The organism is Acinetobacter sp. 1000160, from assembly GCF_000588715.1.
GTDB lineage: Bacteria > Pseudomonadota > Gammaproteobacteria > Pseudomonadales > Moraxellaceae > Acinetobacter > Acinetobacter courvalinii.
In genome coordinates, this window is sequence record NZ_JFWP02000001.1 from 260,622 (window position 1) to 286,935 (window position 26,314).

21 protein-coding genes are annotated in these 26,314 nt (G+C 43.8%); 13 read left to right on the forward strand and 8 right to left on the reverse strand.

The genetic code is table 11. The annotated features are described in order from the left end of the window. Window positions 1-127: 127 nt before the first annotated feature. From J699_RS17025 to pobR, 5 genes are all read right to left on the reverse strand, one after another. Window positions 128-835: a cache domain-containing protein gene (locus J699_RS17025; RefSeq protein WP_032869107.1), complete on the reverse strand. Its 708-nt coding sequence runs from the start codon at window positions 833-835 to the stop codon at window positions 128-130. Window positions 836-903: 68 nt separating this feature from the next. Further along, window positions 904-1,623 carry a FadR/GntR family transcriptional regulator gene (locus J699_RS17020; RefSeq protein ID WP_032869108.1) on the reverse strand — a complete coding sequence of 240 codons (720 nt, stop codon included), beginning with the start codon at window positions 1,621-1,623 and terminating at the stop codon, window positions 904-906. A gap of 56 nt (window positions 1,624-1,679) precedes the next feature. Next, entirely contained in the window at window positions 1,680-2,450 is a 771-nt protein-coding gene (locus J699_RS17015; RefSeq protein WP_032869109.1) for a nuclear transport factor 2 family protein, read from the reverse strand. A gap of 27 nt (window positions 2,451-2,477) precedes the next feature. Further along, window positions 2,478-3,908 (reverse strand): gamma-aminobutyraldehyde dehydrogenase, encoded by a 1,431-nt coding sequence (locus J699_RS17010; RefSeq protein ID WP_032869110.1) that lies wholly within the window; start codon window positions 3,906-3,908, stop codon window positions 2,478-2,480. Between the two features lie 312 nt (window positions 3,909-4,220). Next, window positions 4,221-5,036, reverse strand: a complete 816-nt coding sequence (pobR, locus tag J699_RS17005) for an IclR family transcriptional regulator PobR (protein ID WP_032869111.1) — start codon at window positions 5,034-5,036, stop codon at window positions 4,221-4,223. 140 nt (window positions 5,037-5,176) lie between these two features. On the opposite strand from pobR, the gene pobA reads away from it, so the two are divergent. After that, a complete protein-coding gene (gene pobA, locus J699_RS17000) occupies window positions 5,177-6,385 on the forward strand; it encodes a 4-hydroxybenzoate 3-monooxygenase (protein WP_032869112.1) in 1,209 nt (402 codons plus the stop codon). An 84-nt stretch (window positions 6,386-6,469) separates the two neighbouring features. On the opposite strand, the gene J699_RS16995 is transcribed toward pobA, so the two are convergent. Together J699_RS16995 and J699_RS16990 are read right to left on the reverse strand one after the other, a co-directional pair. Next, window positions 6,470-7,843, reverse strand: coding sequence for an ABC1 kinase family protein (locus J699_RS16995; RefSeq protein WP_032869113.1), 1,374 nt, complete (start codon window positions 7,841-7,843; stop codon window positions 6,470-6,472). 193 nt (window positions 7,844-8,036) lie between these two features. After that, on the reverse strand, window positions 8,037-8,342 hold the full coding sequence (locus J699_RS16990) for a hypothetical protein (protein WP_005285659.1): 306 nt from the start codon (window positions 8,340-8,342) through the stop codon (window positions 8,037-8,039). Between the two features lie 167 nt (window positions 8,343-8,509). On the opposite strand from J699_RS16990, the gene ybaK reads away from it, so the two are divergent. Next, on the forward strand, window positions 8,510-8,977 hold the full coding sequence (gene ybaK / locus J699_RS16985) for a Cys-tRNA(Pro) deacylase (protein ID WP_009515382.1): 468 nt from the start codon (window positions 8,510-8,512) through the stop codon (window positions 8,975-8,977). 92 nt (window positions 8,978-9,069) lie between these two features. On the opposite strand, the gene J699_RS16980 is transcribed toward ybaK, so the two are convergent. Further along, window positions 9,070-11,298 carry a TonB-dependent receptor gene (locus J699_RS16980; RefSeq protein ID WP_032882672.1) on the reverse strand — a complete coding sequence of 743 codons (2,229 nt, stop codon included), beginning with the start codon at window positions 11,296-11,298 and terminating at the stop codon, window positions 9,070-9,072. Between the two features lie 496 nt (window positions 11,299-11,794). Between J699_RS16980 and J699_RS16975 the strand changes: the two genes are divergently transcribed. The 11 genes from J699_RS16975 to J699_RS16925 all read left to right on the forward strand — a co-directional run bounded on the left by J699_RS16975 (window position 11,795) and on the right by J699_RS16925 (window position 26,240). Further along, on the forward strand, window positions 11,795-13,579 hold the full coding sequence (locus J699_RS16975; RefSeq protein WP_032869115.1) for an IucA/IucC family protein: 1,785 nt from the start codon (window positions 11,795-11,797) through the stop codon (window positions 13,577-13,579). Beyond that, window positions 13,572-15,005 carry a lysine N(6)-hydroxylase/L-ornithine N(5)-oxygenase family protein gene (locus tag J699_RS16970; RefSeq protein WP_032869116.1) on the forward strand — a complete coding sequence of 478 codons (1,434 nt, stop codon included), beginning with the start codon at window positions 13,572-13,574 and terminating at the stop codon, window positions 15,003-15,005. The genes J699_RS16975 and J699_RS16970 overlap by 8 nt, the downstream gene beginning before the upstream one ends. A gap of 22 nt (window positions 15,006-15,027) precedes the next feature. After that, window positions 15,028-16,467: an MFS transporter gene (locus tag J699_RS16965; protein WP_032882673.1), complete on the forward strand. Its 1,440-nt coding sequence runs from the start codon at window positions 15,028-15,030 to the stop codon at window positions 16,465-16,467. 10 nt (window positions 16,468-16,477) lie between these two features. Then, on the forward strand, window positions 16,478-18,319 hold the full coding sequence (locus tag J699_RS16960) for an IucA/IucC family protein (protein WP_032869118.1): 1,842 nt from the start codon (window positions 16,478-16,480) through the stop codon (window positions 18,317-18,319). Window positions 18,320-18,327: 8 nt separating this feature from the next. Next, a complete protein-coding gene (locus tag J699_RS16955) occupies window positions 18,328-20,244 on the forward strand; it encodes an IucA/IucC family protein (RefSeq protein WP_032869119.1) in 1,917 nt (638 codons plus the stop codon). A 6-nt stretch (window positions 20,245-20,250) separates the two neighbouring features. Then, the gene (locus J699_RS16950) at window positions 20,251-21,012 is read left to right on the forward strand and encodes a (2Fe-2S)-binding protein (RefSeq protein WP_032869120.1); all 762 of its coding nucleotides are present in this window, start codon (window positions 20,251-20,253) and stop codon (window positions 21,010-21,012) included. Next, the gene (locus J699_RS16945; RefSeq protein ID WP_032882674.1) at window positions 21,009-21,626 is read left to right on the forward strand and encodes an RraA family protein; all 618 of its coding nucleotides are present in this window, start codon (window positions 21,009-21,011) and stop codon (window positions 21,624-21,626) included. Before J699_RS16950 ends, J699_RS16945 begins: the two co-directional genes overlap by 4 nt. A gap of 93 nt (window positions 21,627-21,719) precedes the next feature. Beyond that, window positions 21,720-24,011, forward strand: a complete 2,292-nt coding sequence (locus J699_RS16940) for a TonB-dependent receptor (RefSeq protein ID WP_032869122.1) — start codon at window positions 21,720-21,722, stop codon at window positions 24,009-24,011. Window positions 24,012-24,092: 81 nt separating this feature from the next. Then, a complete protein-coding gene (locus J699_RS16935; RefSeq protein WP_032869123.1) occupies window positions 24,093-24,386 on the forward strand; it encodes a hypothetical protein in 294 nt (97 codons plus the stop codon). 1 nt (window position 24,387) lies between these two features. After that, on the forward strand, window positions 24,388-25,911 hold the full coding sequence (locus J699_RS16930; protein ID WP_032882675.1) for a PepSY-associated TM helix domain-containing protein: 1,524 nt from the start codon (window positions 24,388-24,390) through the stop codon (window positions 25,909-25,911). Continuing rightward, window positions 25,908-26,240 carry a hypothetical protein gene (locus tag J699_RS16925; RefSeq protein WP_032869125.1) on the forward strand — a complete coding sequence of 111 codons (333 nt, stop codon included), beginning with the start codon at window positions 25,908-25,910 and terminating at the stop codon, window positions 26,238-26,240. Before J699_RS16930 ends, J699_RS16925 begins: the two co-directional genes overlap by 4 nt. The last annotated feature ends 74 nt before the right edge of the window (window positions 26,241-26,314 follow it).

Here is a 26,314-nt window from a genome sequence, read left to right on the forward strand (position 1 = left end):
GTTTTCTATCCAGAAAAGCACATGTAATTTTTAGGCAAAAAAATCCCCTGGCTCGTTGTAGCAAGCCAAAAAATTAGAGATTTAGAGGAGCGTAGGCGTTAAACCTTGAATTGAGGTTTGATTAACGCTAAATCATGACTAACTGGAGCGATTGACTCGGTAAGCTATTCAAAGACGTATGAGTCAGGTTCTTGAGAAGTGTTCCAGTTCGGATACTAATGTCATTTGAGGTAATGACGCGGGCAATATTATTGGTAATGGCGGCTTTTTGTTTGATATTTTTTAGTTTTGGAAGCAGCACTTTTTCCAGTGCAGAAACCAGTACATCAATTGCAATAACACCAACGAACTGATTCTGTATCATCACAGGATGAGCCATGGTAATGGTATAAGCGCCATTGCAGATATAGTCGACATAAGGCCCATAAGTACAGGGTTGTTTATTTTTCGCAGGTTGCTGGAACCATTCAAAAGTACGGAAATCCAGAAAACGTTGGGCATTCTGGTAGTTTTCAAGCTGTGCTTGCTGTAATTGATTTTCTTTTTTATACCACCATTCCAGTGTCCAGTATTCCTGCTCGGTGCTTGTTGCGGGACTATAGCTGGCAAAGCCCATACCTTGACTATACTGGCTTTGATGCAGGGCAAGCTTGATTTCCTGCTGCAGTTGTTTACGTTCAGTGGTAGACAGTTTGATGTCTTTAAGCTTTGCTGTTTTATCTTTGGCTAGAATCTGACTCGCTTTGTTGGCAAGACGTTCTGCCAGAGTAGAAGTCTCTTGAGTGACTTGCTCAAGCAGCGTTTGAAGCTCTTGTATGGGTGTCTGTTGGGTCATTCCGATAACTCCTAAAATTCCATATTTTTGAGATCTATGCTTTTTAGATATCCCTTTTTTTATTGTTTTTAATTGATTGATAACTTGTATTGGAGCATTTGATCCGTTTGCATAGAGATGATTTTTCTCGCCTGGAGAACTGCTTCATCCTCATTTCCCTGAGTAAATGATGACAAAATTTTATGGTATTGATCTACAACTGTTTGGTGAAAGACATCATCTTGGTACAAAACAGCAATAAGTGGGGCCCATTCTGCCTGTATCGAAAGTTCCTGATTGGCCAGTCGCGCTGATTGGGCAAATGAGGTCAGGGTGAGCAGACAGCGTAAATCAAGTTGCGCTCGTATGTCTGCTTCGCTGGCTTGATGAAATTGTTCAACCATTTCCTTGATTTTAGCCAGCTCATCTTCGGTGGTTCTTTGTGAGGCCAGATAAGCACTATGACTTAAAATCGCACTATGAAATTCACCAAGATCAGCCAGATATTCACTGGAGGCCTGACGTAAAGGATGCAGACTTAGACGTAAATCGGCAGGTAATTCACACACAAAACTTCCGCCATTTCGGCCACGTCGCGTATCAATTAAGCCTTTTACCCGCAAGGTCGTGAGCGCTTCACGTACCGTGATAGGCGAAACACCCATTAAACGAGCTAGGTCAGCTTCATTCGGAAGCTGTTCCTGACTTTTAAGCAGTCCTGAGATAATCGCATTTTCCAAACGTTCAACCACCTGTTCAGAGCGGGTCGATTGTGTGATCGGTGCAAAGATTATCGTATATGCTGACATAGCTAGTTCTCTAAAAGCGAAGCTGAATGACTTCGCTTAATGATACGGATCATGAATTAAAACACGCCAAAATTGTGTATTGCCTTTTCATCTTCTGGAACAGCAGGGATTGCATCCCAAAGTTCCGCAATTTTGCCATTTTCGAGACGCCACAATTCAAAATAGGCATGTCGGTTTCCTGCAATACTGCCTTCTGAATGAGTCAGCACAAACTGACCATCGGCAATGCTTCGGTGCGTTTTGGAGTATACCAAACCTTCACCTTGATTACGGATTTTGTTCAGGAAATCAATGACTGAATTTACCCCGTCACCTATATCAGGACTATGTTGCAGGAAATGATCGCCGTCCGTATAGGTTCTGAACGCTTCATAATCCCCGTCAATCAAGACCTTTTGAAAAAAATCTCGGATGATTTTACGGTTTGCTTCACGGTCGGCATGATGATCAATCTGGGTCGGGCCATCCAGTTGGGTACGTCCACTGATATTGGGCTGCGCTTCAGGCACCAAACCGTCCCAATGCTCAACGATCTTGCCATCTTTAACCCGATAAATGTCAAAACCGACCAAAGGTGTTTCATCTAGCCCATGAAAGCGACCGTGAATCGCCACCAAATCACCGTCACCCAATACACGAATCGGTTCGTGGCGAATGTCTGGACAATCCTGAATCAGTTGACGAAGACCGGACAGGCCATCTGTAACCAATGGTGAATGCTCGATAAAGTCTTTAGAAAAATAACGTTCTAAAGCACGAGGATCATGTAAATTAAACAAGACATGATGAGCCTGACTAACAAAGCGTTTGGTTTCCTGAATATCCATTCTATGCTCCTATCTGTAGCTTGTGTCTTAGTCATTTGAACTCATAACATGTTTGATACGTGTGTATTCTTCAAACCCATAACCTGATAAATCTTTGCCATAGCCAGATTTCTTGAAACCACCGTGTGGCATTTCAGCAGTTAATGGAATATGGGTATTGATCCAGACTGTACCAAAATCTAACTCGCGTGATAGACGGGTTGCGCGGGCATGGTTGGTGGTCCAGACACTTGAAGCAAGGCCATAGTCAATATCATTGGCTTTTTCAATGGCATCCGCTTCATCTTTAAATTTCTGCACCGTGATGACAGGGCCAAAGATTTCATTTTGAATGGCTTCATCTTGTTGTTGTAAACCGCTAATTACGGTGGCTTCGAAATAGAAACCTGGACGGTCGGCATGTTTACCGCCAGTTTCGACTTTTGCATGTGCGGGTAGTTTTTCAATAAATGACTGCACATTTTTAAGTTGATTGGCGTTATTTAATGGGCCATAAAGTGCATCTTGATCATCAGGCTCACCAAAACGTGTATTTTTTGCTGCTTCTACCAGTTTTGCTAAAAACTCATCATGCACAGATTCTTCCACGATCACACGTGTCGCTGCGGTGCAGTCTTGACCAGCATTAAAGAAACCTGTCATGGCAATCATTTCTACTGCTTTATCAATATCTGCATCGGCAAATACGAGGACTGGTGCTTTCCCACCCAGTTCAAGATGTGCTTTGGCTAAGTTGGCAGCGGCAGAAGCAGCAACTTGTAAACCAGCGCGAACTGAACCTGTAATTGAAACCAGAGCAGGGGTTTTGTGTGAAACCACTTTAGCGCCAACATTGGCTTGACCTAAGAGTACATTGAATGCGCCTTTAGGGAAAAATGGCGCTGCAATTTCTGCCAGAAGCAGGGTGCTTTCAGGTGTGGTGTCGCTTGGTTTCAACACCACAGTATTACCAGCCGCCAAAGCAGGCGCAATTTTCCAGACCGCCATCATTAATGGATAATTCCAAGGCGTTACCTGACCCACCACACCGACAGGTTCACGACGGATACTTGAGGTCAAGCCTTCTAAATATTCACCTGTTGCTGAGCCATTGAGTAGGCGAGCCGCACCCGCAAAGAAACGAATCTGATTTGCACAAATTGCCACTTCTTCAGAGGCGATCAAATGCTTGAGTTGGCCAGTATTGCGGCTTTGCGCTTCGATTAAACGTTCTGCATTTGCTTCCACCGCATCTGCTAAATCAAGTAAAGCCTTTTGACGAACAGCGGGCGTACTGCGCCCCCAGATTTTAAAGGACTGTTTTGCTGCTGCATAAGCAGCATCGACTTCTGCGTCAGTTGCATTAGGTGATGCAGCATAAACTTGACCTGTTACCGGACTGATAAGATCGAAATAATCCGTTCCTTTTGCTTCTACATATTCGCCGTTAATAAAATGTTTGAGTTGAATTTTAGACATCTGTCGTTCCTTGTCTTTAGGTTTTAAAATATAACATATAAAACTATATGTATTATGTTTTAAAATTTCTGTCAATTTTTTTTATGCATCAAATTTGAAAAAGGATTAAGATTTTAAAAACTGAGAATGCTAAGCAACTGATATTTATTTAAATCTAGCTGGGTGATTTTTTTTACTAAAAATGGACGCTTTCCCATTTTGTTTAAAAAGGCTTTATTGGATCTGTGAGCAATATTTAGACAAGATTGATGACCACAATAAACTGATTGGGTTTTTTGTGAGTAAACAAAGAAGGGGGTAAGGTTTTGATTTTTATATTACATTGCGCAGCTCATTGGCGGTATTACGTAACAAAGGTAGAATTTGCTGAACCAGATAATCCTCTTGCACCCGATTGGTTTGCGACATGCAGTTAAGTGCCGCAATGGCTTGACCTTGGGCATTCAGTACCGGTACTGCAATCGCAATCACACCCAGCTCATGCTCTTCTTTTGATAAACAATAGTCCGACAATGAAATGCTTTTCAGCACCTCTATAAATGTAGCTTCATCGATAAGGGTGAAAGGGGTTAAACGCTTTAAGCCATAGTTTTTGACCCAATCGCGCTGAGCCTGCTCAGACAATGCTGCCAATAACACCTTTCCTGTAGAGGTGGCATGTGCGGGTAGGCGGTTGCCTAGATGCATGCCATAAGGACTGACCCGCAGGTTGTCATGTTGGGGAAGATAGCTACGGGCAATCGGAACTACTTCATTGTCATCCAAAACGACCAAAGAAAAAGTCAAAGACGTCTGGGCACATAAAAGATTGAGAAAAGACTGGGCAATTTTAGGCAGATGGGCAGAACTCAGATAAGAGCTGGAAAATCGAAGTACCCGATGGGTCAACCAGAAATAATGCTCATCGGTATCTAAATAGCCTAAGTATCTTAAGGTTTTTAAATGTCTACGTGCGGCTGTGCGGCTAATACCTGTACGTTCTGCGACCTGTGTGACATTCAAACGTTGGCGATCAATGCCAAAGGCTTCAAGTAAAGCCAGACCTTTGGCCAAACCCGCAATATAGTCTTCCTGACGAATACGTTCATGAGAACTCGGGTGCTCTAAAAAAGCATCAGTAGAGGACATCCTTCCTTCCTTGTTATTTTGCATGTTTTGTCCGCTATTCGGACACATGGAATGATAAACGGTTCTTTTTGGTTTGCATACATCGTATACAAAACTTAAAAGCAGTAGTTTAAAAGTCAGGAGATAACAAGGAAGATGTAATGGATATTTTAAAGACGCAAGTTGCAATTATCGGTTCTGGCCCAGCGGGTTTGTTACTGGGGCAACTGTTATATAAGGCTGGCATTGAACATGTCATCATTGAGCAACGTAGTGCTGAATATGTCGCTTCACGCATACGTGCAGGCATTTTAGAGCAGGTATCGGTTGACTTACTGAAACAGGCTGGTGTAGATCAACATTTAAAAGAGAAAGGATTACCGCATTCAGGGATTGAAATATTAACCAATGGGCAGAAACATCGTGTTGATTTATCTGCACTGACAGGTGGTAAACAAGTCACTGTGTATGGTCAAACCGAAGTCACCAAAGACCTGATGGCTGCGCGTGAAGCTGCACAACTGACCTCGTTTTATGAAGCGGAAAATGTGCAAGTCAAAGATTTTTATGACGCACCGCAAGTACATTTTGACTATCAGGGCAAAGCCTTTCAAATTCAGTGTGATTTTATAGCCGGTTGCGATGGCTATCATGGTATCTGTCGAGCCAGTGTGCCTGAGGACAAGATTAAAACCTTTGAAAAAGTTTATCCATTTGGCTGGTTAGGCGTATTGGCCGATGTACCGCCAGTGGCAGATGAACTGATCTATGTACAGTCTGAACGTGGTTTCGCGTTATGTAGTATGCGTTCAGAAACCCGTAGCCGTTATTATTTACAGGTGCCATTGACGGATCATGTCGAAGACTGGTCAGATGAGCGATTCTGGGAAGAATTGAAATGTCGTCTAGATCCCGAAAGCCGTGAACATTTAGTCACTGGTGCATCTATCGAAAAGAGTATTGCGCCGTTGCGTAGTTTTGTGACCGAGCCGATGCGGTTTGGTAAAATGTTCTTAGCTGGAGATGCGGCGCATATTGTACCGCCAACCGGGGCCAAGGGTCTTAATCTGGCTGCTTCGGATATTGCTTATCTATCGAATGCATTGATTGAGTATTACACCGAGGGTTCAAGTCAGGGCATTGATGAATATTCGGAAAAATGTCTACAACGGGTCTGGAAGGCCGAGCGTTTTTCCTGGTGGATGACGCATTTGCTGCATCGTTTTGAAACCGAAAGCGAGTTTGACCATAAAATCAAGCAGGCTGAACTCAGTTATATTCTAGGATCGACAGCGGGCAGAACCACTTTGGCAGAGAACTATGTGGGACTGCCTTATGAAATTCAAAAAATGCCAGAAACTTGTGCTTAACAGCATAACTTTTAATAAATAGCGATAAAAAAGCCTGTGCATATGAATGGACAGGCTTTTTATTGTGTCACTGGAAATGATTGATCACGTAAATTGACGAATCATTTTGCGGACATTGGTTTTTGCATCGATTACGGTCATAAAGGTGTAGGCACCAATGAATTTACGGCTAATAAACATAAACTCTTTCGGCGGAACCGAGAAATAACGGGATGCCATCGATTGCCCAGCCTGTTGCATCACACGGCTATGCAACTGACTTTTTTTCCAGTCATAACGGTCTTGATCATCCATAATCCCCGCAGGCATATCAGGATTATTTTCTGGACAGCTAAAGGCTTCCGTGGCAATCAGGAATACATCCGCCATACCAGGTTTAACGCTTTCTGGCATACCATCAAAGAATTCATAACCCTTCATGGCTTTGACCATCGCGGTCTTGTCGTGATCATAACCCGCCTGAATCAGGTTGCGAGCTACAGTCAATAAATTATTGTCAAACTGACGAATTGCACCGAAGTCGAGTAAAACGATTTTATCGTTAACTTCATTGCCATCACCCAAACGAACCAGATAATTACCAAAGTTCGGATCGGTCTGCATTTCACCCCATTCAAACAATTCACGCACTGCAATTTCTAGAGAAGCTTCACCCAACTGGTTACGGCGTTCTTGTGGAAGAGAAAGCATGACAGGACTGTTCACCGGAACACCACGTTCAAAGGTCATGCAAAGTACTTTTTCAGCGCAGAACTCGTCCACAATTTGTGGAACGATATAACGCGGATCATCTTTCAAACGTTCAGCGAAACGACGTGTGGTTGCAGCTTCAATTGCATAATCCACTTCACGATGCATCATGTCACGGACTTCATCAAACCATTGATCAAACTCACGGGTTTGCGGCACCATTCGTGTCAGTTTCAGCATATTCTTAAACAGATTCATATCTGAGTCGATTGCTTCAGCCACACCCGGATACTGGATTTTAAGCACCAGTTCCTGCCCATCTGACTTTCGGGTCGCACGATGAACCTGAGCCAGTGAAGCTGTGCCAATCGGTTCATGATCGATAGTTAAATCGTCAAGTTTTGAACCTAACTGATCTTGCAAGTGTGCCTTGATTGCAGGCCAGGCAAGGGCTACGGTCTGATTATTCAGGGTATTTAATGCCTGGGTAATTTCTTCAGGCAAGAAATGCTCGCCATATAAGGCCATCATCTGGCCAATCTTGACGATTGAACCTTTAAGTTTGCCAATTTCAGAAACCAAATAATGCGCCTGTTCAGCCATGGCTTTTTTACGTTTCTTCTCTTTTTCTTCTTCACTGGAGAAAAGAGAAGTTGCACTTGCAGTTGCCCAACGTGTTCCAGCAAGTAAAGATGCTTTTGCGATAGATAAGCGACGATCCACCGAGGAGGTTTTTAGATTCTTAAGCTTATCGTTCTGATCTGACATGAAAGAAAAATCCTATGCTGAAATCGGAGGGTTGAAAGCCGAGATATGAATTGTAGCGGATATTACCGCTTTTGAACGTATTAAAACAGTTCAATCTCTTGAATTATCAGTCTAAATTTGTGAAATAGGGTAATTGTGTACAAATAGCCTAAGCATATATCTTATTCCTATTTGGTATTCATATACATATGTCCTAAATTTTAAACTGAATTTTTAATGTTGCCCGTTTCATCAGTGTGGCTCGATGGGTATGAATATGTTTAACCAGCATTCGTTTAACCTGACTGTTGTGAAAACCGAGTGCATACGCCTTCACAATAATAATACTGGGCAGGGTAAAGAAAAAATACTTGGTGTCATCTGGCGTTGCTTCTTTAAACACACCTTCTTCTATCAGTAAATCCTGCAAGAACTGTTTTTCAGCCTGTACAGTAGAAGAAGATTCGTCATCCCAATAATTCTGGCGCATCGCCATCAAATTGTTATGTTTATAACTCATGAATTATTTGAGCCTGTTCATTTCATCTTTAGCCAATATATGAGGTTGTCTCAGGATTTATCAAGAAGAGATTTATATCCAAAATAGCCTAAGCAAATTTAAACTTTCATTTTTAAAGTGCTACACTTATCCTACTTTTATTCTGAAAGCAAAAATACTGAATAGATATGACGCCCGCTTGTAAATTACTGGAAAAAAATAAAATACCATTCTCAATTCATGAATATGAACATGATGTCAATGCAAAAAGTTTTGGACTGGAAGCCGCAGAAAAGTTGAATCTCAAGGTTGAAGAAGTATTTAAAACCTTAATGGTGACAGATGAAAAAAATTATTTCATCGCCATTTTACCGGTCCATCATCAACTTAATCTGAAAAAAGTAGCAGCGGCAGTCGGTTGTAAGAAACTGCAAATGGCAAATCCAAAAGATGCTGAACGTTTAACTGGCTATCTGGTCGGCGGGATTAGTCCTTTGGGACAAAAGAAACGACTGAAAACCGTGATCGATGCCACGGCGCAAAGTTTGGCGAAAATTTATGTCAGTGGGGGTAAAAGGGGACTGGATATTGGATTAAATCCTCAGGATCTGGCTAAGTTACTGGGCGCCGAATTTGCTGATATATTGGATGTTTAAAAATAAGGCTATTCGCAATTTGATCCTTAAAGGGCTCATGCTTGAAACAACGATAGATATCAGCCGATATCTATCGTATTTGATATTGGAAATTACCATTTATGCGTATAAGAGACTTTCGCGGTTACGCCACTCGCTAATAGGTGACTGGTGTTGTTACTATTTCTCATAAGCTGGCTATAAAGCGGATAGTATTCACGATTGAACATATTCTCGATACCAATCGTCATCGTATCCTGTTTATTGATGGCAAAACTGCTGATTAAATCCGCTGTGGTATAGGATTTGACATCATAGCGTCCAAAGCCATTGTTACCATTGAGACGGTAGTCTTCTGCACCAAAATACGTCGCCTGAATACGGTTGGTCCAGGTATCGGTCGGGCTATAGGAAATATAGGCGGTCACTTTTAACGGCGGGATACGGAAACCTGTCATATCCTGTTCGGTATGACTATTTTGCGGGGTTTCACGACCTTTCATCCAGGTCACACTCCCGCCAGCACCCCACACTTTGGCATCTTCAAGATAATCCAGTGTCGCTTCTACACCCGTTACTTTTTCCTTGGTTCGGGTCAGAATTAACCCGTTACCAAAGGATTGTACGCCACCTAGATCGGAAGTTGAGTGGAATACGGCCAGACTGGAGCTGAAATTGTTGAAATGGCCATTCCAGCCCAGTTCATAATTGTCCACTTTGACGGGTTCTAAGAATGACGAGCTTAAGTCAAAATTTTTTCCTGCATTACGAATAACCACACCCACATCAGGTAGCTGGAAGCCTTGATTAAATGAGGCATAAATCGAATGTTCATCGCTGGCTGCAAAGGTAAGATTGGCATTGTAGAGCCATGCATCCGCCTTTACTTTTCCACCCTGAACGGTATAAGGAACAGATTCTTTTAACTGGGACAAGGGTACAAAGCTGTTAATTTTGGCAAAACTGTCTTCATAGCGTGTGCCAACTTCAGCCGACCATTGATCGTTAAAACGATGCTTCAATTGCACAAATCCACCCATGCTCTGGGTGGTGAGTTCAGGTAAATAAATCAGCTTTCCATTTTTGACGAATTCCAGCCCACCAGATTGATCATAGATATCTTGATCGAAAGTATCTAATGGCATTTCACTCTTTTCACGGCTAAAATCACCACCCCAGACCAGTGAACTGTCACCCAGAAACTCAAGCGGCGTTGTAACGGTTAAGCGACTCCCGAGCACATTATTGTTTTGGTAGACCTGATCGACCTGTCCACCTCGGGTAGGGACTTTACGGGCATCAAATGGCGAAAAGCGGGTGAAAAAGTCGCGATAATAAATTTGGGCATCCACCTTATTACCGAAGAAATCTTTATGGCTATAGGTCAGATTATAAATCTGGTTTTCATTTTTATTTTGTTGTTTTAATTTCAATCCCTTAATGGCTTTTGCTGGGACACTACCAGGCGGTAATTGGGCAACACTCGGATCCGAAGCATAGTCGGAATCCTGTTCGGCATTATAATAGTTTGCAGCCAGTTGTAGATACTGATTATCGTCCAGGTGATAGCCGAGTTTAGTACCGATACTATAGGCATCGGCATCAAACAGATCGCCCTGACTCGGTTCGGGTGCAACCCGTTTCCCTCTTGCATCATAGGGGCTGCCAATTCTTTGATAGCCAAAATCCAGAGCATAATCGAAGTCATTCAGACTGCCTGAAAAATATTGATGAATATCGCCACTGAAGGCATCGGAACGGATATTGGTGAGCGGACTCTGTAAGCCGATCACGGTTTTAGCAGCAGGTTCACCGCCAGCCGCTTTAGTGGTAATTGAAATGGTGCCACCCGCTGCGCCGCTGCCATAAATTGTATTACTGCCGCGTATGACTTCAATACTACTGATACTTTGCGGATCAATCGCAGAAAGTCCTCTGGATGTATCCCGCGTTAAATTCATCGGCACGCCATCGACCAGAATCAGTGCATTACGTCCACGTAAGGTTTGCCCGAAATCGGTAATGGTGCGGCTTGAATCGGATAAGCCGGGGACTGCTTTAGCCAGCACAGTCGCGAGATTGCCGGATGAGGCATTTTTTAAAAGTTCAATTTGCTGTTCATCCAGTCGCGTGACTTGCTTGGCAGAAGAGGAGAGCTCATCGGAACGTGACGCTTGCACGGTAATGGTGGGTAGTTGCTCGGGTTTTTCGCCAGAGAGAGTTGCTTCAGTGGAAGTCGCTGCAAAAGATGCATTGGAAAATAAAATGAATCCCCCGATCGATAGAAAGGGAATAATACCTTTTGCATCTAAATTTTTATCTAAGCTTTTATAGCGCTTCATCATCGTTCCTGTGATCTCAGCCTGAGATTGTTTTTAAATTTTCGGCATTATAGTGGAGAGAATAGTGACCAACGCAATAGGCGAAATCATCATTTTATTCTTTAACGTTGTTAGCGGGTGTTGTTGGATCTGCGGAACATAGTATTTTGATAATACAGGCACATAAATGCATCATTTTGGGATATATTTCTCTAATGTGCTGTAATTTAAGAAATTTTAAAATCACAAAAAACTATCAATATTGAGTGAATCATCATTTTATTAAATGAAAACGATTATTATCTTTTTGTATCTGATTTCACTTGAGAATAATAAAAAGCAAATCATTTCAATGCATTGAATTGTTTTATAGTAGCAAAATACAGAATTGAAAATACAAATGATAATAATTATCATTAGCTACATCTTAAACGGACCTAAGTTCCGTTCAGGATATGTTTATGGCCTAAAACATTTCGAAAAATAAATCAGATCTCTGGATAGAGGAAACAATCGGATGCAATCACTTGCCAATCGGTTGGCGATACAACATTTCGTCAACGCCTACACGCAAGAAACAGGCAAAGGTCACTTGCTTAATAAAAATCAGCAGAGTCCACAACAGCAAGCGTTTAGCCAAGGTTTGACGCTGTTAACCATTCCGATCCACTCCATTCAAGCACAATGCTATTTCCCGTTGGTCTATGTCAGTCGAGTCGGGCGACATCGCTTAGCCGATTTTCCGCAAATTATTGTTCATGGACAAAGTAGAACCTTTAGTCCCGTTGCTATTGTTGGCCTGTTACTGGAAGAACTGGTTTTTGAGTCCGAGCTTGCATTAGATGCCGCTTCTCTAGTGGAAAAATGGATTCAGAGCCGCGATGCTTTACAGCAGTTTTTAGTCCAGCGTGAACATGACTTCGATGATCTGGTCAAGGCAGGACAGAATTTCATTGAATCTGAACAGGCTTTAGTCCTTGGGCATAGCATGCATCCTGCACCAAAGAGCCGGACGGGTTTCGTACATGAGGACTGGTACAAGTTTTCTCCGGAAAATAAGGGACAAACTCAACTGCATTACTGGTTTGTGCATCAGGATTATATTGCTGAAGGTAGCGCGACTGATGAAGCCATTTCAGCCCAGCTTAAAAGTGCATTGCAATGGTATTTGTCTGAACAGGATCTTAAGCTGCTCAACACCCATACCGAATATAAGTTGCTGCCTTTACATCCTTGGCAGGCACGTTATCTGCAAAGCAAGCCGTGGTTTGAGCGTTTGAAACAAACCGGACAACTGATTGATCTGGGTTTACGTGGTTGGCAATTTGCACCGACCACTTCAATTCGGACACTGGCAAGTTTTAATGCGCCGTGGATGGTGAAACCGTCACTGTCGGTGATGATTACCAATTCAATCCGTGTCAATCTGGCAAAAGAATGTCACCGTGGTGAACTGACCCATCGTTTATGGCACAGTGAGTTTGGCCAGAATATCTTAAAAAACTGCCCAACTCTGAAAGCGGTCAATGATCCTGCATGGATGGCTTTGCAAATTGATGGTGACGTGGTCAATGAAAGTATCTGTATTTTCCGTGATCAGCCTTTTAGTCCACAACAGCAAGTGACCTGTATTGCTTCATTGTGTCAGGACCATCCGGGCAAGGCTTTAAATCGTTTTAATGCGCTTTTCGCAAACATTGCCAAAGCACATCCTGAAATGGATCTTGCCGAGATCGCACTGGACTGGTTTGACCGTTTCCTTAAGGTGAGTTTGCAGCCGCTGATGTATCTCTATCATCGTTACGGGATGGCATTCGAATCGCATCAGCAAAATGTGCTGCTGGAAATGGAGAATCATTTTCCCAAAACCTTATGGCTACGTGACAATCAGGGCTTTTACTATATTGAAGAATTTGCTACTGAAATTTTAAAGGCCTTACCTGAGCTAAAAGAAAAAGCATTTGCAGTGGGGCCGAAAGATTTCGTTGATGAGCGTTTCAGCTATTATTTCTTTGGCAATACCTTATTCGGCATTATTAACGCGATTGGTGCAACGGGCCATATAAGCGAAGATATGCTGCTTGAGCATTTGAAGGTATTCTTGCAGGATTTATTGCAGCAGTATCCTGACAGTACCTTGTTACAAGGCTTATTGTTTAATGAAACCTTGCCATATAAAGGTAATTTGCTGACACGCTTGCATGAGCTGGATGAATTGATTGCGCCTGTTGAGCATCAATCTGTGTATGTGCAATTGCAAAATCCGCTGTTTATTGAGCAGAAGGATGTGAGCTATGCTTGATTTTATCGGCATTGGCTTGGGGCCTTTCAATTTAAGTCTGGCCAGTTTGCTGCAAAACAAAAGTGACCTGCAATATCGCTTTTTTGAGCAAAAGGATGGCTTTGACTGGCACGCGGGCATGCAGTTACCCAATGCTTTACTGCAAGTGCCGTTTATGGCGGATCTGGTCAGTCTGGTTGAACCGACCAGCCCTTATAGTTTTCTCAATTATTTAAAGCATCAGCAACGTTTATATAAGTTTTACTTCCGTGAAAACTTATATATTCCACGTCAGGAATATAACCACTATTGTCAGTGGGTGGTGCAGCAACTCGAGCATATCTGCTTTAACAGCCGTGTTTTGGATGTGCAACCGATCAAGGGCGGTTTTGAGGTCGAAGTTCTGGCGAATGGTGAACAGCAGCGCTACCAGACACGTCAATTGGTACTGGGAATCGGCACAGTGCCACATTTACCTGAAAGTTTGCAGCAGGCCTATCCAAAAACAAAGCAATGCTTACATTCGGCTGAATATTTAAAGCACTGCCCAGCACAGTTAAAAGGCAATGTAGTATTGATTGGTTCAGGCCAGTCCGCGGCAGAAATTTTTATTGACCTGTTTGATCGTCAATATGCGCAAGGGAAAACAACGCCTGATTTCCATTTGCATTGGCTGACACGCTCTGCGGGTTTTTTTCCAATGGAGAATACGCCATTAGGACTAGAGCATTTTAGTCCTGACTATATGCAGTATTTCTATCATTTACCTGCAGGATTAAAGGCTACATTACCTGCGCAACAAGCCAATCTGTATAAAGGCATCAGCAGTAAAACCATTCGTGATATTTACGAACGGCTGTATCACCGCAGTATCGGCGGTCAGCAGACTAATGTGACCTTGGCTGGACATCACCAGTTACAACATGCTGAAGTGCTGGAAAACCAGAAAATCCGTTTGCGTTTCGAGCACCAACAGCAGGGTGAGCATTATGTACTGGATGCAGGTAGTGTCATCGCGGCCACAGGTTATCGTTATCCTAAACCTGCTTTCCTGGACAACCTGCAAAACTTGATTCGCCTGGATCAAACCCAGCGTTGGCAAGTTAGTGCCGATTTTGAGGTGAACTATCAGGGCGATGGACGAATTTTCCTGCAAAATATGGAAGTTTTCCATCATGGTGTCGGGACGCCAGATCTGGGTTTGGGCGCGCATCGGGCCGCTACGATTGCCAATCAGTTATTAGGCAAAGAGCTGTTTAAGCTGGATCAGGCCCAGTCTTATCAGCAATTTGGTGTAGCACCTGCTGCACAGTCAGATCAACCTGTGCGAAATCCTGTGCAACTGGCCGATTCAGGATTAACCCGTGTTATGCATAAATCCGGTCAGCTTCGGCATACTTCTCCCGCTTTTTATGCACAAGTAAAGTTGTCAGAGCACATTGACTAAGGTCAACAGAGGAATCGCACATATGGAACGGTCTTCTGTACCCATCAATCCGGCGGCGCACGCGGGCTTGCAGCGTTATGTTTTACTCACGGTCATGTTAGGTACCGGTACCGTCAGTTTAAACAACAGTAGTTTTAATCCTGCCATACCTCAACTGATGCAGTATTTCCAGATTGGTGAAGTCTGGGCAAGCTGGGTGGTGGTCGCGTTTTTACTGGCGATGAGTATCAGCTTGCCACTGGCGGGGTATTTCAGCCAGCGTTTTGGCAAAAGGAAAACTTATCTAACGGCGTTGTTATGTTTTGCCTTGGCATCAACACTCGGTGGCTTATTCAACCAGTTTGAGTCGGTCCTGATTGCAAGAGCGCTGCAAGGTTTTTGTAGTGGCCTGATGATTCCATTGTCACTGGGGCTGATTTTTTCAGTCACGCCAAGCGAGCAACGGGGTGGGACCACAGGTTTGTGGGGCGCCATGATCATGCTGACTTTGGCGATTGGGCCGATGTTAGGCGCACTGGTTCTGGTCTGGCTCGACTGGCAGGCTTTGTTCTTTATTAACCTGCCTGTTGCCTGTATCGCATTATGGTTGGGATATCTGTACCTGCCTAAAGAACAAGGCGATATCAACCAGTCTTTTGACTGGATCGGTTTTGGTTGCCTGAGTCTGAGCATTATTTTGTTATTAGGTACTTTGAGCCAGATTCATCGACTTGAAGATGTCGCACAGCCGTTCTATTGGTTATTACTTGCATTGAGCATCTTAACATTCTGGCTATTCGCCAGAAGACAGAAAAATCAGACCAGTCCATTGATTGAGCCGGCATTGTTTGCGGCAACAGGTTTTCGATTCAGTTTGATGATCTGTGTGGCGCAAACGGTGGGTCTGTTTATTGGCATGTTGCTGGTGCCGTTGTGGATTCAGCAGAGTTTGCAACTTAGCCCACTCTGGACAGGGTTTGCCTTGATGAGTAGTGCCTTGGTCACCGGTTTATGCAGCCAGCCTGCAGGTAAATATCTCGATCGTTACGGCGCCGCAAAAATTATGAGTCTGGGCTTACTCATTACCGCATTGGCTTTTGCCTTGCTGGCATGGGCACCGGTCAAAAATGTCTGGTTCATTATCTTCTGCATGATGTTGCATGGTCTGGGGATGGGACTGTCCTATATGCCATCGACCACGGCAGGGCTCAACAGCTTACGTCAGCAACAACAGCATCTGGTTACTCAGGCGGCGGCCTTAAACAATCTGTTTCGTCGGATCTTTGCCGCAGTTGCCGTGGTACTGGCTGCCTTGTATCTGCAATTACATCAGGATCTTTTGCACACCACTCCTCCTACCGCACTGGATTCATTTAAGGGTATTCAGGACATCTTTATTTTTTGTACGGTCCTGATCCTGTGCGCTTTGCCCTATGCATGGCGCTTTCCAGATCAACACAAAATCAATGAATTCAATAATTAGGAAGACAAATATGGGACAATTACATCCAGTTTTATCCAATACACATATGCTTCAAAATACCTTTCAAGCCTGGCAACAGCCACAACCGGAGCAGGCGAAAGAGGTTGAACAACGTGTGATCAAGCAACTGTTACAAGCTTTGATTTTTGAAGAAATTATTTGCGCTGAGCATGATGGTGAAAATTTTGTGATTCAGGTACAGGATCGCCAACAGCAAGCGGTTCAGTATATTGCCAAAGGGCAACGTCAATACAGCTATAAGCTGGTGCGACTGGCACGTGATCAGGAGGTACTTCGTCAGGATGCCCAAGGCAATACACAGCCAGCACGCCTAAATCAGGTCATTGATGAGATCCTGCGCTCGATTGCCGATGCTGCCAAAGTGGAAGATTTTATTTTTGAATTAAAGCGTACCTATATTCATGACCTGCAATCACAAGGCTGTTTTGAAAACTACAGCTTGCCTGCAATTCAGTATCCATACGATATTCTGGAATCTTATTTGATGGATGGGCATCCCTATCATCCATGTTACAAATCCCGTGTCGGTTTTAGTCTGCAAGACAATGTCCGTTATGGGGTGGAGTTTGCCCAGCCGATGGCTTTGGTCTGGTTAGCCGTACACCGGAAGCTGGTAGCACAAAACCATTCCAGTCATATTGAAAAAGACGCATTTTTTAAAGAACAATTGAATGAATCGGACTTTATCCAGTTTCAGCAACAGCTGAATGAGCAAACCCAAAATGCCGCTGAATATGTCTGGATTCCGGTCCATCCTTGGCAATGGGAAAATTACCTGATCTCGATTTTTGCACAAGAAATTGCCGATCAGGACATCATTTATTTAGGGCATAGCCATGACCGTTATCTGGCACAGCAGTCATTGCGAACCGTCACCAATTTACAGCATCCGGAAAAACCGTATATCAAGCTTTCCATGAGCTTGACCAATACATCAAGTTCACGTGTATTAGCAAAACATACCGTGATGAACGGGCCGATTATTACCGACTGGTTGCAACGCCTGATTGATCAAAGTGAAACGGCGCAACAACTGGATTTTGCGGTATTGCGTGAGGTTTACGGTCTGAGTGTAGATTTTACCCGTTTACCGGCTTCGCATGCCCAACAGGCCTATGGCACCATTGGTTGTTTATGGCGTGAAAGCGTGCATCAATATCTACGTGAAGGCGAAGATGCGATTCCGCTGAATGGGGTGAGCCATATTCAAAAAGATGGTCAGGCCCTGATTGCACCGTGGTTACAACACTACGGAGTTGAGCAATGGACACGTCAATTGTTGAAAGTGGTCATTACGCCATTGATCCATTTGCTATTTGCCGAAGGGATTGCGACGGAATCGCATGGACAAAATATTATTCTGGTGCATCAACAAGGTTGGCCAACCCGTGTATTGCTCAAGGATTTCCATGATGGCGTACGTTATAGCCCGTCACATCTGGCTCATCCGGAACTGGCACCTGAACTGGACCAGTTGCCGCCTGAACATGCCAAAACCAATAGCATGTCCTTTATCTTGACGGATGATCTGGACGGGATTCGTGACTTTAGTTGCGCCTGCCTGTTCTTTGTAGCCTTGACTGATATTGCGATTTTCCTTAATCAGACCTACACCGTTGCTGAACAGGATTTCTGGCAGTGGGCTGCCGAAGTCATTCGGGACTATCAACAACAACATCCTGAACATCATCAACGCTATCAAATCTTTGATGTCTTTGCCGAAAAGTTACGGATTGAATCATTAACCAAACGCCGTTTGTTTGGTGATGGTCGTATGCAGATCAAGTTTGTTGATAACCCGTTGGCGCCGTTTAAAGCGCAGGGCAAGTGAGGTTATTGATGAATGCACTTCAACCTGTCTATCAATTGACTGACAGAACCATTTTACTAGACTTTGTAAATGCTTTACTGGTGGAAGCCCTGATTCCTGAACAGTATATTGTGGATGATTCAACCGCACAGTCCAAACTGGATGTATTCGGTTTTGACTTAAAACAGCAGTTTAATCATAGGCCTGAGCAGCAGTACGTGGTGCTGTTGCCTGAGCAAATATCATACAATTGTGTTGTTTTTGCTGTACAGTCAGGCATTACGCAAGCGTGGTCTTTTGCGGCCGAGTCGGAAATTTTACGAATTACAGCAGGTAATCAGCACACGCAAGTTCACCCGATTGAATTATTTGAGCTGTTTGAATGTCTGCAACAGATCGGACTGTTTCAGCACTGTCAGGCCGACAAGCTGCAGCTCTTTTCAGAACAAATCCAGAAATGTTTAACGCAATATCGTTTGCTGCAACAGCATCAAGTCGATGCCCATGATCTGATTCATCAAAGCCCGGCGCAGGTGTTTCGTGTTTTAGAGCAATATGCGGGCTATCGGGATCGGCCATATCATCCTTTATCCAAGTTAAAGGAAGGGCTGAGCCAGCAAGAGTATCTGCAATATTGTCCTGAATTTGCACAGGAACTGAGTATTCACTGGGTGGCTGTGCATAAAGACAAAATGATGTTTGGTGCTGGTGTCGAGGATATTTTTACCCAGCAGCCGAGCCAGATTTTCATTAACCGTGCCGAACGCTATCAACTGAAACAGGAAATGTTCCAGCGCGGATTGAGTGAAACGCATATCGCCATGCCTGTGCATCCGTGGCAATTCCAGCATTTATTTCAGCAATTCTTTGCTGAGGATATTGCGTCAGGCATCTGTCAGCCTTTGAGTTTTATCTCAACAGGCATGTATGCCAGTGCTTCGATGCGTAGTCTTTTGTCTGAGAATATTCCACAGCAAAGCCTGAAACTGCCGATTGGCATTAAGGCGCTGGGTTCATTGCGTTTTCTGCCGATTGTAAAAATGATTAATGGTGAAAAAAACCAGAAGTTATTGCAGCAGGCACGGCAAAAAGATCCCGTTTTGCAGCAAAAATTATGGCTGTGTGAGGAGACGCAATGGTGGTCTTATTTGCCGGAAAAACAAGATGATCGAAGTGCGGATAATGAATGGCTATTTGTAGAGAAGCCGACTCATCTGGCCGCTCAACGCCGTCATATTCCAGCTGAACTGCTGCAACAGCCTTATCAACTGATTCCGATGGCCAGTCTAGGACACATTATTCCAGGGCAACCTGCCGTGTTTGATTATATTTTACAGCTACAACAGCTACAGAATGATGCTGCACAGGTTTTGGAGCAGTTTGCCAAATTATGTGTATGCTTTTTTGAGGTGAATTTACGTCTGTTCCGTTTGGGACTGATGGGAGAAATTCATGGACAAAACCTATGTCTGGTGCTTAAGAATGGTCAATTTGATGGTCTGATGTTTAGAGATCATGATTCACTGCGTATTTATCTGCCATGGGTGCTGCACAATGGTCTGGATGATCCAGATTATTTAAGCCCGCATGATTTCAGAAATACGCTTTATCATGATTCAGCCGAGGCCTTGCTGTTTTATATCCAGACGCTAGGAATTCAGGTCAATTTAGGTTGTATTGTCGAAACGCTGGCAAAGTATTATCACATCCCAGCAGATCAACTGTGGCAAGTACTAGCTGAACAATTACAACACGTTCTGGAAAAACTGGACTTTCAGCCTGAGATTCAAAGCCAGTTGCAGGCCTTACTGTTTGAGTCACCAAACTGGCCTTATAAACAGCTGATTCGACCTTTGCTAGAACAGGATACCCGTATTGGCAGCATGCCGTCAGGAATCGGGGAAACCCGAAATCCACTTTGGCATGTTTTAGCTCAATCTGCGTAAATTGCAATGAATATGTGTCGCCATTTTCAAGCAGAGGTGGAAAGCTCTTTTTCAGTGCTGCAACAGCATCTGAAACTGGAAATATATGGTTCCAACCAGCAGGCAATCACGCTGGCAGATCTATTCGATGACTCGATTTGTCGGCAGGTGCTACAGGATTTTGCGACACGTATTCATGCGAAGAATCAGAGATGTGCCACTTCACTTTTTATTAAATATTGGGTCACGCTGTGGATGCTGCCTTTTTTGTACTGTCAGGCGGCATCGCTCCCGTTTGTAAAATGGCAGCCTTCGATCTTTATCGTAGAGCTACCTGAAACATGGAACTGGGAAAGACGACTGCAACTAGCTGATTCGGCAATGTATTCTTTTCAGGTGATGTCTCTACAAGAAATTGACGTCATATTGCTACAGTTCAATGATTTATTGCAGCAGATTGCCCGTGTTGGGCGCGTTTCTTATGCATTACTTTGGGAAAATGTCGCTGTGCGTGTGGTGCAATTTTATCATGCTTTGGCGCAGAAAAATCTAAGCAAAGACATGCATACCCAACTCCAACAGCAACGACAGTTGCTAAAAGCAAAATCGGCAAAAAGTTTTAACTTGCAGGAAAACCCTTTTTTAAAGCTGTGGAATAACTGGCATCCCGAATACAACACCTATATGCGACAAAAGTGCTGCTTCTATTTTCAACTGGAGGAAGCAGGTGGGGAGCTATGCCGAAATTGTCCCTTGCAGCTGAAAAAAACAACAGAGATGAAATCATGAATCAAGTTATCCAGCCCGAATGGCTGGTTCAAGCCTATAAAAACATTGCCACCTCGACCATCGGGCATGTACTGGATCTGGGACATGTCCCACAGATTTTTCCGATGTCCCCACAACAGCATCTGGTGGGTCTGGTCAGAACCGTGCGCTTGCAATCCAAGAATGCCAGTCAGTTGCGACAGGTATTGCTGAGCTGCCAGCCCAATGAAGTACTGCTCATCGACGCCAGATATGACTTGCAACGGGCATGCTGGGGAGAGCAGAGAAGTGTCGCCGCGATTCATTGCGGTTTGGCTGGTGTGGTGGTGTTGGGCGCGGTCACTGACCGACAGGCATTAATGCAGCTCAAATTGCCGGTTTTCGCTCAATCCGTGAGTTGTCTCACCACACGAAATGAAGGAGAAAGTCTGGTCGAAATGGATATCGGCATCGAGCTCAATCAGTTTACGGTGCAATCCGGTGACTTGCTGATTGGTGATGCAGATGGAGTTTTTATCTTAAAACCAGACATGGCGGCAGCCTATCTGGAACAGTTCCAGCAGCTGGAGCAGGCAGAAAAAGACCGGAAAAACAATTTTTTTAAACAAGAGAGGAAAGAAGATTATTATTTTTAATAAAAATCATTCTCATTAAAAATTAAATTTAGTATGATGGCGTGCCTTTTGGATATTTTTTGAGTGATAGAAGGGCTCTGGAGAAAAGAGAAAATGAAAGTCAATAATGAGTTTAGGGCAAAACAAGTACTGTTTAAAATGACACCATGTTGCCTTGCTGTTCTGGCCATGTTTGCACAGCATGCCCATGCTGAAACTGCTGTATCGGGGGATATTGCAGTAAGCGCAGCGCCCACACAGAAGCCTGTTGCACAATTAGAAAAGATTGTCGTCACAGCAACACGTACACCAAAAAATATTGCAGAAATTGCCGGTACGGTTCAGACCATTGACCGTCAGCAGATTACGCAACAGGCAACCGCTGGGCGTAAGGTTGCCGATGTTTTGGCACAGTTGGTACCGTCTTTGGCACCCAGCAGCGGGACCACCAGTAATTATGGTCAAACCATGCGTGGCCGCAATGTACTGGTCATGATTGATGGGGTATCACAGACTGGTTCACGTGATGTCTCTCGTCAGTTGAACAGTATTAGTCCAAGCATGATTGAGCGGATTGAAGTAATCTCTGGTGCAACCAGTATCTATGGTTCTGGCGCAACGGGCGGCATTATCAATATTATTACCAAACGTGCAGATACTTCAAAGCCACTCAGCTTTGAAAGTAAAGTGGGCATTACCTCTTCAGATACTTTCCGTGGGGATGGATTGGCGTATGAAGTTGGACAATCGGTGTCGTTTAAACAGGGCAATGTTGATGGTTTTCTCGGGGCAAACTTTACCAGTCGTGGTTCTCAGTTTGATGGCGATGGTGACCGCATTTCTCTGAGTCCTTGGCAAGGCAGTACCATGGACAGCGATACGATTGATGTCAACGGACGTTTGAATGTTAATCTGACCGATCAGCAAAGCCTGAGCTTTGGTGCACAATATTATAAAGATAAGCAAGATACAGATTACGGCCCGGACTATTCATATTTGCCGACCACGGGCACAAGTAATGATATGGGAACACCAAGCTATAAAGCTATTAAAGGTTTAAAGCTGAGTAAACCGCTATTTACTGAACGCTATGCAGTAAATTCACAATATCAGAATCAAGATTTCCTAGGTCAGGTATTGAATGTGGAAGCCTACTATCGAAATGAAAAATCAAGATTTTTCCCTTATGGTTTAACCACTAAAACAGTTAAGACGGTAAACCAGTCGCAATCTGAAATCGAAGTTGCAGGCCTGCGTTCGACCATGCAATCAGACTTTAATATTGCCGATCGAGCGCTGAAATTAACCTATGGCCTTGATTATGACTGGGAAAAAGACAAGCAATATATTGATATTCTGGCAACCGAATATCCTTATTTAGTCTATACCCCAACAGGTCAGCGTAAAGGTTATGGGCCAAACACCGAGATCCAGAATATTGGTGCTTTTGCCCAAGGTGACTATGCTATTAATGATCAGTTGAATATTCAGGCCGGCGTTCGCTATCAATATATTCAAGCAGATACTGACGCATATATTCCAAGCCGTGAGTCGAATATGGTACCAGCAGGTTCGACCCATGATGATAAACCGCTATTTAATTTAGGTGCGGTGTATAAACTGAATGATGCACAGCAAGTCTATGCAAACTTCTCACAAGGTTTTAGCTTCCCGGATGTGCAGCGCATGCTGCGTGATGTGTCGACTTTTACGGTTTCAACTTCGAACTTGCAACCCATTACGGTAAACAGTTATGAGTTGGGCTGGCGTTTAAATCAGGATGATGGTTTAAATCTGGGTTTAACAGGTTTCTATAATAGCTCTGATAAAACTGTTCAGTTTAATAACCGGGCAGCTAAAATTGTCGATACGGACCAGCGTGTTTATGGAGCGGAGGCCACTGTAAGTTATCCATTCATGGATAATTACAAAGTGGGCGGAACACTGGGCTATACCCGTGGTCAATATAAAGATGCTGCAAACCAGTGGCATGAACTTAATTCTTTTGCAGTCGCGCCAGTAAAAGGGACTTTATTTGCTGAATGGGACAACGATGAAGGCTATGGTCTTCGAGTACAGATGCAGGCAATTAAAGGGACTAATAAAGCCTATAATGATGATCGTGACTTAGCTGCGCGTGCCAATGCCAGTCAAGACGATGCATTTAAAGCAGCTGTGAAGGCCGATGCCAATACCGCGGCAAAAATTAAGGGCTACGCCACTATGGATGTATTGGGACATGTGCCTGCCGGAAAAGGTCGTGTAGATTTTGGGGTATATAATGTGTGGGGTCTGCAATACGAGACAGTATTTGCTCAGCAGGCAGCGGTTTCAAACGGGAATCCATTATTGGCGATCCCAGCGGAAGGCCGGACCTATGGTTTAAGTTATACCATCAGCTATTAGTTGGAACATCGGAAGAAATATCTGTGCATATGCAGATATTTCTTCATTTTATTTTGGCTTTTACAGATCAAGGCAATACCGATGCGCCGTACAGAACAACAAGAACCTTTTAACTTAACTTATCGCAGCGTTTTTTTCATCTGCCTGGCTGCCTATTGTTATAGTTCCTGGCTTAGTCTGGTTTTAACGGATTGGCTTCCTTTTGCCAAAGCTGAAAATGTCTATTTTGCAGTTTTTCTCAGTTTCATCTTTTTTATCTTTTACGTGATATTGACCAGTGCAATCGTGTCTAGACGCTGGTTCTGGATCATCAATAGCTCAGGCATATTATTACTGGCAAGCTACTGGCTCATGCGCAAGTGGGGAATCGGTTAAGATGAATTTTCGTCAAATACAGGCCATTCTGCATCGCTGGTTTGGCATTATGGTGTTATGGGTCATCTTTTTTATTTTCTTAACCGGGTCGATTGCCTATTTTCGTACAGAAATTAATGTATGGGCACAACCTGAGGCGCTCAGCCAGATTCAGAGTCTACCGACTCCCCAGACTTCGGCACAAACGGCGTTTAATTATCTCAACCAGCACGCTGCTGATGCAAAAAGATGGCGTGTGATGGTTGCCAGTGAACGTATGCCGGTCAATCTGCTTCAATGGCAGGACCAGACAGGCAAACACCAACAGCTCCAAAATCCCGTGACAGGAGAGTTACTCCATCCCGTACGCCAGAGCTTGGCGGGCGATTTCTTTTTTAAATTGCATTACACCTTATATCCTCTGCCGAGCAAGATCGGCAGTTTCATCGTGGCCATTGTCGCCTTGATCTTATTAATCAGTTTGATTACGGGGGTGATCACGCATAAAAAGATCATTAAAGAATTTTTTGTGTTTCGTGCCTTCAAAGGTCAGCGTTCCTTACTTGATCTGCATCATATAACGGGAGTGATTACATTTCCTTTTTATCTGGTGATGGCATTTACCGGGCTACTGATTTTATTTTATCTGGTGTTGCCGTGGGGGCTATCCAAACACTATGCGCAAGACGGTATACCCCAGTTCTATAATGAGATGCAGTTTGTAAAAATGGCAAAGCCACAACCATCCTCGTCTCAGCACAACATGCAGCCATTTGAACGCTTTATTCAACAATTGCCCGCGCAGGCACAAACAGGTGCAATACTCGATAAATTTGAAGTACAGAAACCGAATACGCCAGAGGCGATGATCACCTTTGATTATAATTATAAAAATATTATTACCCTAAATACCCCACAATATATTTTTGCAGCCCATACTGCCGAACCACTGGCTCAACCCCGAAACTTATCTGCCATTGCTCAACTGGCTTCATCTTCTTACGGAATTCATCTGGGTTATTTCGCCTCGTACTGGATGCGTTTGATCCTGTCAGTGATGGGGATTATGGGATGTGTAATGTTGGCTGCAGGTGCCTTGCTATGGCAGAAAAAACGCATGAAAGAAGTGCATGCTTTTAGCTATAAGCTGGTCCAGCATCTCAACTTTTTTACTTTCCTTGGGCTACCGCTGGCCTGTGCCAGTTATCTATTGGCAGGAAGACTGTTACCTGTAGCATTTGAACCGCGGGGGAGTTATGAAGTCTCTGCCTTTTATCTCACCTGGCTGTTGAGCTTGCTTATCAGTCTGTTGCTGCGTACCCGAACGGCTATGTTACTGGTATTGGCAATGACAGCGGCGGTTCTCTTCTTGATTCCTCTCAGTAGTTTTGTGATGGTACCAGAGGCTGCTTTATGGCAGAGTCTCAGCCATTCGCGTTGGTCACTGGCTGGGGGAGATTTGGTGCTGCTCGTGATGGGTGGACTTTATCTCGGTGCAATTCATTTTTATCTGTCCAGATTTAAACCTGCAGGAGCCTCAACATGAGTTTTGCAGCACTTTGCTGGGCCTTGGTTGCTTTTATACAAGGCTGCATGCTGAGTCAGTATGGACAGAAGCAACTGCAATATGTCTGGTTGAATGCAAGCAGGAGAAAGTTGTTAGTTTTTTCTGCCATTATTTTTCTAGCATGCTCTTTGGGACTGAACTGTTGGTCTGAAGGCAGCTCGGTTGGGCCACTCAGCTGGGTATTTGTGATCTTACCCGCGGCCTTCTTTTTACAGGTGCTGGTTTTTTATCTGTTTAGAAAACACTTTGTACAGATCTGGTGCTGTGCAATGCTGGCTGCGCTTGTTTTTAGCTTAACTGGCAATTAAAGGTGTGGCGTATTCAATGGCTGAGGGCTATTTAACGATTTTTTCTCGGATTCAGTTCATTAACAAAAAATGAG